Source organism: Kitasatospora sp. NPDC093102 (assembly GCF_040683915.1).
GTDB lineage: Bacteria > Actinomycetota > Actinomycetes > Streptomycetales > Streptomycetaceae > Kitasatospora.
The window spans coordinates 1-9,691 of the sequence record NZ_JBFBFA010000093.1; the positions used below are offsets into that span (position 1 = coordinate 1).

Annotated in this window: 3 protein-coding genes; all 3 read right to left on the reverse strand. The window is 73.3% G+C overall.

The window, feature by feature from the left end; genetic code table 11:
* Nucleotides 1-1,328, reverse strand: a 1,328-nt coding sequence (locus tag AB0O11_RS38480) for a condensation domain-containing protein (RefSeq protein ID WP_363397043.1), incomplete at its 3' end; no start/stop codon positions are given.
* Between the two features lie 35 nt (nucleotides 1,329-1,363).
* On the reverse strand, nucleotides 1,364-9,133 hold the full coding sequence (locus AB0O11_RS38485; protein WP_363397046.1) for an amino acid adenylation domain-containing protein: 7,770 nt from the start codon (nucleotides 9,131-9,133) through the stop codon (nucleotides 1,364-1,366).
* Nucleotides 9,130-9,691: phosphopantetheine-binding protein (locus AB0O11_RS38490; protein ID WP_363397049.1), on the reverse strand; the 562-nt coding region annotated here is incomplete at its 5' end. The genes AB0O11_RS38485 and AB0O11_RS38490, both read right to left, overlap by 4 nt.

Genomic DNA, 9,691 nt, shown 5'->3' on the forward strand with positions numbered 1-9,691 from the left:
GCCTCCCACACCAACCACTCCCGCTCCGCCGCCCCCAACACGTCCACCGCACCCACCGACACCCGCGGATCCGCGGCCAACTGCTCCAGCACACGCACGTACCGGGTGGCGATGGCCTCGGCCGTGTCCCGGTCGAACAGCTGGGTCGCGTACATGAGGTCGCCCCGCACTGCGCCCGATTCGTCCGTAGTCAGGCTGAAGAACAGGTCGAACACGGCGGTCGAAGTGAGGTGCTGCTCGAACTCCACCTTGAGCCCGGGGAATTCGAGTTCCCGCGTCGCCCAGTTCTGCCAGGCGAACCCCACCTGGAACAACGGCTGGTAGGCGGCGGAGCGTTCGGGGTTGATCAGCTCGACCAGCATCTCGAACGGGATGTCCTGGTGCTCGTAGGCCGCCAGCATCTTGTCCCGCACCTGCGTGAGCAGGTCGGTGAACGAAGGGTCGCCGGAGACGTCCATCCGGAGCACCTGGGTGTTGACGAAGAACCCGATCAGATCGGCCAGCGCCTCGTCGGTGCGCCCGGCGATCGGATTGCCGACCGTCACGCTCTCCTCGGCGCCGAGCTTGCGCAGCAGCACGCCCAGCGCGGCCTGCATGACCATCGCCATGGTCATCCCGCGCTCGTCGGCCAGCTTCTGCAGCCGGGCCGCCACCTCCGGTCCGGCCACGATGCCGACCTTGTCGCCGCGCGGGCTGCGCTCCGCGGGGCGCGGACGGTCCAGCGGCAGGGTGAGCGGCTGCGGCACGTCGGCCAGCTCCGCACGCCAGTACTCGGCCTGCCGCGCGGCCAGGCTGCCCGGGTCGGTCACGTCGCCGAGCAGCTCGCGCTGCCACAGCGCGTAGTCCTTGTACTGCAGGGGCAGCGGCTCCCACTGCGGCGCCCGGCCGTCCTGGCGGGCGGTGTAGGCGGCGGTCAGGTCCCGGGCCAGCGGCGCGCCCGAGACGCCGTCCGTGGCGATGTGGTGGATGACCAGGACCAGGAGGTGCTCCTCGGGCGAGAGGCGGAACAGGCTCACCCGCACCGGGATCTCGTTCGCCAGGTCGAAGCGGTGCGCGATCACCTCGTCGACCGCGCCGGCCAGGCCCTCGGACGTCACGTCGACCACCGGCACCCGCACCTGCGCCAGCGCCTCTCCCGCCGGCAGGATTCGCTGGTGGGGCTCGTCGTTCTCGTCCGTCACGTACGTGGTGCGCAGGATCTCGTGCCGGGTGACGATGTCCCCGATCGCGGCGACGAGAGCGGGCTGGTCCAGTGGCCCCCTCAGCCGGAAGGTCGGGGAGATGTTGTAGGTCTCCGCCCCGCCCTCCAGCTGGTTTGTCACCCACATGCGGCGTTGTGCATACGACAGCGGAATCACTGGGGTTACTCCTCTACGATCATCTTGCGCATACTCGGGCGAAGGGGCAGTGCCGACTTCTCCGACCACGCGGCGAGCGCGGACACGGTCGGCAGGTCGAAGATCTTGCGGATGGGGATCTCTATCCCCAGCTCGGCACGGGCGCGGGTGATCAGTCGGGTGGCGAGCAGGGAGTGCCCGCCGAGCGCGAAGAATCCGTCGTCGACCCCGACCCGCTCCACGTCGAGCACCTCGGCGAACAGCCTCGCCAGAGCCTGTTCACGGGCGGTGCGGGGCGCCTGGAAGGGTGTGGTGGGGGTGAAATCGGGGACCGGCAGGGCCTTGTGGTCGAGCTTGCCGTTGGGCGACAGGGGCAGCCGGTCGAGCGGAACGAAGGCGGCGGGAACCATGTAGTCGGGCAGCCGCTCCGCCAGGTGGTCGCGTAGTTCGGCCCCGTCCGGGGCGGTGGTGCCGTGGGCGGGGACGAGGTAGGCGGCCAGGTAGGGGGTGCCCTCGTTGCGCCTGACCACGACGACGGCCTGGGCCACCCGGGGATGGGCCGTCAGAGCGGCTTCCACCTCGCCGGGTTCGACGCGGTAGCCGCGGATCTTGACCTGGGTGTCGATGCGGCCCAGGTGGTGCAGCTCGCCGTCGGCGGTGAGGCTGGCCAGGTCGCCGGTGCGGTACATCCGGGAGCCGGCGGGCCCGTAGGGGTCGGCGACGAACCGGTCGGCGGTCAGGGCGGGCCGCCCCTGGTAGCCGCGCCCGGCGCCGGCCAGGTACAGCTCGCCCGGTGTGCCCGGGGGCAACAGCGTCAGGCTGGGGCTGAGGACGTAGGCGCGCACTCCGAGGAAGGGCCGGCCGATGGGCACCTCGGTGGGGTACGACCGGTCGCCGCGCAGGAGGTGCGCGGTGGCGTAGAAGGTCTCGCTGGGACCGTAGCTGTTGATGACGCGGGCCTCGGGCCACAGCGTGCGCACCCGCTCCGCCAGGGCCGGGGTCAGCACCTCCCCGGAGATGTTCAGCGCGGTGGGCCGGATGCGGTCGCCGAGCTGGTCGACGAGTTCCGCGAAGGCCGACGGCACCGAGCAGACGACGTCGACGTCCCAGCTGTCGCGTTCGATCAGCTCCAGCACGTCGCGCACGATCTCGACGCTGCCCCCGGTGGTGAGCGCGGAGAACAGTTCGAAGGTGGCGACGTCGAAGCCGAACGAGGCGGCGAGCAGCACCCGCCGGGGGGACGTCATCCCCGCGTGCGCGGCCAGGGTGTCGACGGCGTTGACGACGGTGGCGTGGGTGATGCCCACGCCTTTGGGCACTCCGGTGGAGCCGGAGGTGTAGACGATGAAGGCGAGGTTGTCGGGTCCGGTCCCCGGCCGTACCGCCGTGCCGGTGCCGGGGGCGGTGCTGCCGGCCGTGGCCCCCGGCTCGACCTCGTCGAGGACGAGGACGGGGACGTCGGTGTCGGGGACGAGGGCGCGGGTCTGCGCGTCGGCCAGCAGCAGGCGGGGCCGTGCGCCGGGCAGGATGTGCGGGAGGCGGCTGCGGGCGAAGGCCGGGTCCACGGGCAGGTAGGCCCCGCCCGCCTTGAGCACCGCCAGGAGGGCCACGACCATGGTCGCGGTGCGCGGCAGGACCACGCTCACCACGGTCTCCGGGCCCACCCCGCGTGCGGCCAGCTCCTGCGCGAGCCGCTCGGCCCGGGCGTCCACCTCGGCGTAGGTGAGCGACTCGCCGTCGGCGACCACGGCGAGCGCGTCGGGTGTCCGTGCCACCTGCGCCTCGACGCGCTCGACGAGCGTGCCGGCCGCGGTCGGGTCGGGCCGGTCGTCGAACCCGGCCAGCATCCGGTCGCGTTCGGCCGGCTCCAGGATGTCGAGCTGGGCGACCTTCAAGTCGAGGCCGTCCGCCAGCTGCCCCAGGATGCGGACGAGGCGGGCCGCGTAGGTGCGCGCCGTGTCCCGGTCGACCACGCCCGGGGTGTACTGGAGGACCAGTTCGAGGTGCGAGCCGATCGCCGCCGCCAGGCACAGCGGGTAGTTGTTGCCGGCGAACGGGCGGAAGCCGGTGATGGCAATGCCGTCCGCGGCGGCGCCGGCGGCGCTGAGGCCCTCGCGGTCGACGGGGTACGACTCGAAGACGACCAGCGTGTCGAAGAGTGCCTGCAGGCCGACGGACGTCTGGATCTCCGCGAGCCCGTGGTGGTGGTGCTCCGCGAGTGCGGCCTGCCGGCTCTGGAGCCGGGTGAGGATCTCGGCCACGGTGTCGCCCGGCGCGTACGTCACGCGTACGGGAACGGTGTTGAGGAACATCCCGACCATCGACTCGACCTCCGCCACCGCGGGCGGGCGCCCGGAGACGGCGGCGCCGAACACCACGTCCTGACGGCCGGTGAGCGAGCCGAGCAGCAGCGCCCAGGCGCCCTGGACCAGGCTGTTGACGGTGATGCCCAGGTCGGCGGCCCGCCGCCCGAGCTCGCGCGCCTGGTCCGGCGGGAGCGTGATGTCGATCTGGTCGCGGCCCTCCCCCTCCGCGTCCGAGGGACCGGGGGCGAGCAGGGTCGGCGTCTCGACCCCTTCGAGCTCGGCCGCCCACACCCGTGCCGCCTCCTCCTGGTCCTGCCCCACGAGCCAGGCGAGGAAGTCGCCGTAGTCGCCGGTCCCGGGCAGGGCGGCCGGGTCCCCGGCGGAGGCGTAGAGGAGCAGCAGGTCCCGCATCAGCAGGGGGGTGGACCAGCCGTCGAACAGCATGTGGTGGACGGTCAGCACGAGTTCGGCCCGGTCGGGCCCGAGGTCGGCGAGTGCCAGCCGGAACAGCGGCGGGGTGTCGGCGTCGAAGTGCTCAGCCCGGTCCCGCACGAGGAACCGCTCGAACGTCCCGGTCCGCTCCGCCTCGTCGGCCGCGCTCAGGTCGAGATGGCGCCACGGCAGGGTCACCGTCTCCGGCACCACCTGCACGACCTCCCCGTCCGCCCGGTCGACGAACGCCGCGCGGAGACTGGCGTAGCGGTCCAGCAGCGCCTGCCCGGCCCGACGCATCCGCTGCGGGTCGACCTGCTTGGACAGCTGGAACACCAGCTGGATGTGGTACGGGTCGTACGACGCCCCGGCCATCCTGGTGTGGAACAGGATCCCGGACTGCGCCGGGGTCATCGGCCACACCGCGGCCAGCCTGCCGAAGCGGCCCTCCCAGGCGTCGATCTCCTCCTGGCGCACGGGCACCAGCGGTGCGTCGCTGGGGGTCAGCCCGCCGGCGTCGGGGGTGGCGGCGTGCCGGGCCAGCGCGGTCAGCGCCTGGACCCACAGGCCGGCCAGCTCGCTCACCTGGTCGCGGGACAGCACACCGGTGGGGAAGCCGAAGTAGGCGGTCAGCTCGTCACCGTCGGGGGTGGCGAGGGCCACCGCGCTGATCTCCAGTGCCGACAGCACGGGCATGTCCCGGTTCGGCGCGGCGATCAGCTCGCCGTGCGCGCTGTCCGGGGCCCAGCCCAGACCGCGCAGGTCCGCGGGGAGGTCGGCGCCGGAGGACTTGCCGAGGTAGTTGAACCCGATCTGCGGTTCCCGCTCCGCGGCCAGCGCGGCGGCGGTGTCGGGGTTGAGGTGGCGCAGCAGGCCGTAGCCCAAACCGCGGTCCGGCACCGCCCGCAGCTGCTCCTTGACGGCCTTGACCGCCCGTCCGGCGGCCGGGCCGCCGACGAACGCGTCCGCCACGTCGACGCCGGCCAGGTCCAGCCGCACCGGGAACATCGCGGTGAACCAGCCGGTCGTGCCCGACAGGTCCGCGCCGGGCACCAGGTGCTCTTCGCGGCCGTGCCCCTCCAGCCGGACCAGCGACGAGGCCCCGGCCACGCCCCGCATCTGGCGCCAGCGAGCCAGTGCCAGGGCCAGCCCGGCCAGCAGCCCGTCGTCGACCCCGCCCCGGAACACCCGGGGCAGCGTGGTCAGCAGCGTCCGCGTCACCTCCGGCGGCACCTGGACGCGCACCGTGTCCACGGTGGCCGCGACGTCGCGGCTCCGGTCCAGCTCCCGGGTTCCCAGGACGGGCTCGTCCTCGCGCAGGATCCGCTGCCACAGCGGCAGTTCCGCCACGCGCTCGGGGGTGACGGCCTGGTCGGCCAGAGCGTGCGCCCACCGGCGGAACGAGGTGCCCGCCCCCGCCGGTGCCGGGGCGCGGCCGTCCCGGACCCGCTGCCAGGCGGACACCAGGTCCGGGACCAGGATCCGCCAGGACACCCCGTCGACGACCAGGTGGTGCAGCACGATCAGCAGCCGGTCCGCGTCGGTGTCGGAGGTGAACCGCACGAACTGCGCCATGACGCCCGCGTCCGGGTCCAGCCGGTCCGCGGCCGCGTCCAGCTCGGCGTTCACATCGGCGCCGTGGAACGGCAGGTCCCGCACCAGCCGGTCGGCCCGGACGCTGCCGACCGGTTCGATCAACAGGCCCGGCCGCTCCCGGTCGAGCCTGGAACGCAGCACGTCGTGCCGGTCCAGGACCGCCTGCAGGGTGGCGACCAGCCCCGCACGGTCGATGTCCGCGGGCAGGGACAGCATCGCGGACATGCAGAACCGGCCGATGCCGCCGCCCGAGGCGAGGACGTGCGCCGCCGTCGGCGGCAGCGGGGCCCAGCCGACGCCACCGCCGGACAGCTCGGCCAGCGGCGCGCGCTCCTGCCCGGCCCGGCCCTCGACCAGTTCCGCGAGCCGGGCGACCGTGCGGTGCTCGAAAATCTCCCTCGTGCTGATGACGACGCCGCGCGACCTGGCCCGCGCGACGGCCTGGATGGACCGGATGCTGTCCCCGCCGCTGGCGAAGAACTCGTCGTCGACGCCCACCTGCCGGACGTCGAGCACATCGGCGTACACCTCGGCCAGGACCCGCTCCACCTCGCTGCGCGGCGCCCGGTACCCGGCGCCGGCGAACCGCGGTTCGGGCAGCGCGGCGCGGTCCAGCTTCCCGGTCGCGGTCAGCGGCAGCCGGTCGAGGACCAGGACCAGGGCGGGCACCATGTAGTCCGGTAGCCTGTCGGCCGCGAAGCGCCGCAGCTCCGCCTCCGACACGCCGGCGGCCGGGGCGTCGTCGCCGTCCGCGGTGCGCGCCGGCGCCACGTAGCCGACGAGGCGTGTGCGGCCCGCGTGGTCCTCCCGCGCCGTGACCACGGCCTGACCGACCGCGGGGTGCCAGGCGAGGACCGTCTCGATCTCGGTCGGCTCGACCCGGATGCCGTTCACCTTGATCTGGGAGTCGGCCCGGCCCGCGTACTTCAGCCGACCGTTCTCGTCCCACTGGGCCAGGTCGCCGGTCCGGTACATGCGTGCGCCGGGGGGCCCGAAGGGGCTGGCGACGAACCGCTCCGCGGTGGCCGCAGCGTTGTGGTGGTAGCCACGGGCGAGCGGACCGCCGACGTACAGCTCGCCGACCACCCCGGGCGGGAGCTCGGCCAGCTGTGGTCCCAGGACGTGGGCGCGCATGTTGGCCAGCGGCGTTCCGACCGGCACCGCGCCGGGCCCGACCCACTGCCGCGGCAGCGTGAAGGTGGAGGTGTAGAAGCTCTCGGTCTGTCCGTAGGCGTTGACGATCCGCACGTCGGGCAGTACCTCGCGGACCTTGCGGACCAGGTCCGCCGAGAGCGCCTCACCGGCGAAGACCACGGTCTCCACGTCGAGTTCGAGGCTGCCGGGATCCTTGGCGATCTGGTCGAGCACGGCGGAGAACACCGCGGGCACGGCGCTGATGGTGGTGCCCGACCAGCCGCCGCGTTCGGAGAGTTCGATGACGTCGCGGACGATCTCGACGCTCGCTCCGGTGGTGAGCGCGGTGAAGATCTCGAACACCGAGACGTCGAAGTTCACCGAGGTCGCGGCGAGCATCCGGGAGCCGGCCTCGACGCCCACCCGCCGCCGCAGGTCCTGGACGCCGTTGACCACGTCGGCGTGGGTGACGGCGACGCCCTTGGGGGTCCCGGTCGACCCCGACGTGAACATCACGTACGCCAGGTTGTCCGGGTCGACCCGGGCCCCTGAGGCCTCCGGGGCGGCGCCGTCGAGGTCCAGGTCGTCGAGATGGAGGACCGGCGGCCGGCACCCGGCCACGGTCGCCGCCGCCTCACGGTCGGTCAGGACCAGTGCGGGATCGGCCGTGTCGAACAGCAGACCCACCCGCGCGGACGGGTACGTGGGGTCGACCGGCAGGTAGGCGCCGCCGGCCCTGAGCACGGCCAGGAGCGCGACCACCAGGTCCGCGGAACGCGGCAGGGCCACGGCCACCAGGACGTCCGGCCCGACGCCGTGGTCCCGCAGCACCGCGGCCAGCCGGCCCGCACGGGCGTCCAGCTCCCCGTACGACAGCTCCGTCTTCCCGGCCACCACCGCGGTGGCCCGCGGTGTCCGTGCCGCCTGGGCGGCCACCAGTTCCGGCACCGTCACCGCCGGCACCGGCGCCGTCGTCCCGTTCAGCCGTGCCAGTCGGTCCCGCTCGGCGCCGGTGAGCACGTCCGCCGCGCCGAGCCGCGTCCCGGGGTCGGCGACCACCTGGCGCAGCACCCGGACGTAGCGCTCGACGATGCTCTCGGCTGTGGAGCGGTCGAACAGCTCCGTCGCGTACTCGAGGCGTCCGTACGCGTGGCCGGAGGCGGCCGGGACGATGCTGAGGAGCAGGTCGAACTTGGCGGTTCCGGTACCCGCCGGCAGGGGTGTGACCCGCAGCCCCGGTATCTCGACCGGCGACCACTCGAACTGCCAGGCCAGCATCACCTGGAACAGCGGCTGGTACGCGGTGGTGCGCTCCGGGCTCAGCATCTCCACCAGGCGCTCGAACGGAACGTCCTGGTTGTCGTACGCCGCCAGGGCCCGGTCGCACACCTGCTGCAGCAGCTCGCCGAACGTCGGGTTCCCGGACAGGTCCACGCGCAGCACCCAGGTGTTGGCGAAGAACCCGATCAGGTCGTCGAGCTGCTCGTCGGCGCGGCCCTCGATCGGGCTGCCGATGGTCAGGTCGTCACCGGCGCCGAGGTGGTGCAGGAGCACCGCGAGCGCGGCCTGGGCGACCATCGGCGCCGTGGCCCGGCTGCCCGCGGCGAGCTCCTCGATCCCGGCGAACAGCTCGGGGTCCAGCTCGAAGTCGACGTGGCCGCCGCGGTGGCCGGCCGAGGTGGGCCGGGGCCGGTCCAGGGCCAGCTGCACCGGCTGCGGCACCCCGGCCAGTTCCCTGCGCCAGTAGTCCAGCTGCTGGGCGGCAATGCTGTCCGGGTCCGCCTCGTCGCCCAGCAGCTCCCGCTGCCACAGCGTGTAGTCCTTGTACTGCACGGCGAGCGGCTCCCAGTTCGGCGCGCCCCCGTCCTTGCGGGCCGAGTACGCCGACACCAGGTCGCGCAGGAACGGGGCCATCGACGCCCCGTCCGCGGCGATGTGGTGGAACACGAACACCACCACGTGCTCCTGCGGAGCGAGCCGGAACACGGTGGTCCGCAGCGGGAGTTCGACGCCCGGGTCGAACCCCTCGCACGCGGCCTCGTGGATCGCGGCGTCCAGCGCGGGCGCGGTGACGTCGATCACCCGGAGCCAGAAGTCCGCCTCCTGCGGCGACAGGACCCGCTGCTGCGGGGTGCCGTCCGCGTCCTCCACGATCAGGGTGCGCAGGCTCTCGTGCCGGGTCGCGACGTCCCGTACCGCCGCGGACAGCGCCGGGGTGTCCAGCGACCCCGTGAGACGCAGCACGAACGGGATGTTGTACGTGGCGGACGGGCCCTCCAGACGATGGAGGAACCACAGCCGCCGTTGGGCGAAGGACAGCGGGATCACGGACGTTCCTCCTGAACGGTCATCCGGCGCACCTGCGGGCGGTTCGACGTGGCCAGCTCCCTGAGCCGCACAGCCAGCTCGGCGACGGTCGGGTTGCGGAAGACGGTCGTGACCTTCACGTCGACGTTGAACTCGTTGCGTACCTGGCCGACCAGTCGGGTGGCCAGCAGTGAATGCCCGCCGTGGGAGAAGAAGTCGACGTCGATGCCGACCTCCTCCACGCCGAGCAGCTCGGCGAACAGCCGGCAGAGGACTTCCTCGTCGTGGTTGCGCGGCCCTCGTCCGGCCGTGGCCGCGGCCTGGCCGGGCACGGGCAGCGCGGCCCGGTCGAGCTTTCCGCTGGGTGTCATGGGGAGCCCGGCGAGCGGCACGAACACCGAGGGGACCATGTACTGCGGCAGGCGCGCTCCCAGCAGGTCCGTCAGGGCCTCGACGTCCGGCTCGGCCGGGCCCGCCTTGTCGGCCGGCACCACGTAGGCGACCAGGCGCTGGTCTCCGTGCTCGTTCTCCCGCACGACCACCACGGCCTGCGCGACGCCCGGGTGCCCGGCCAGCACC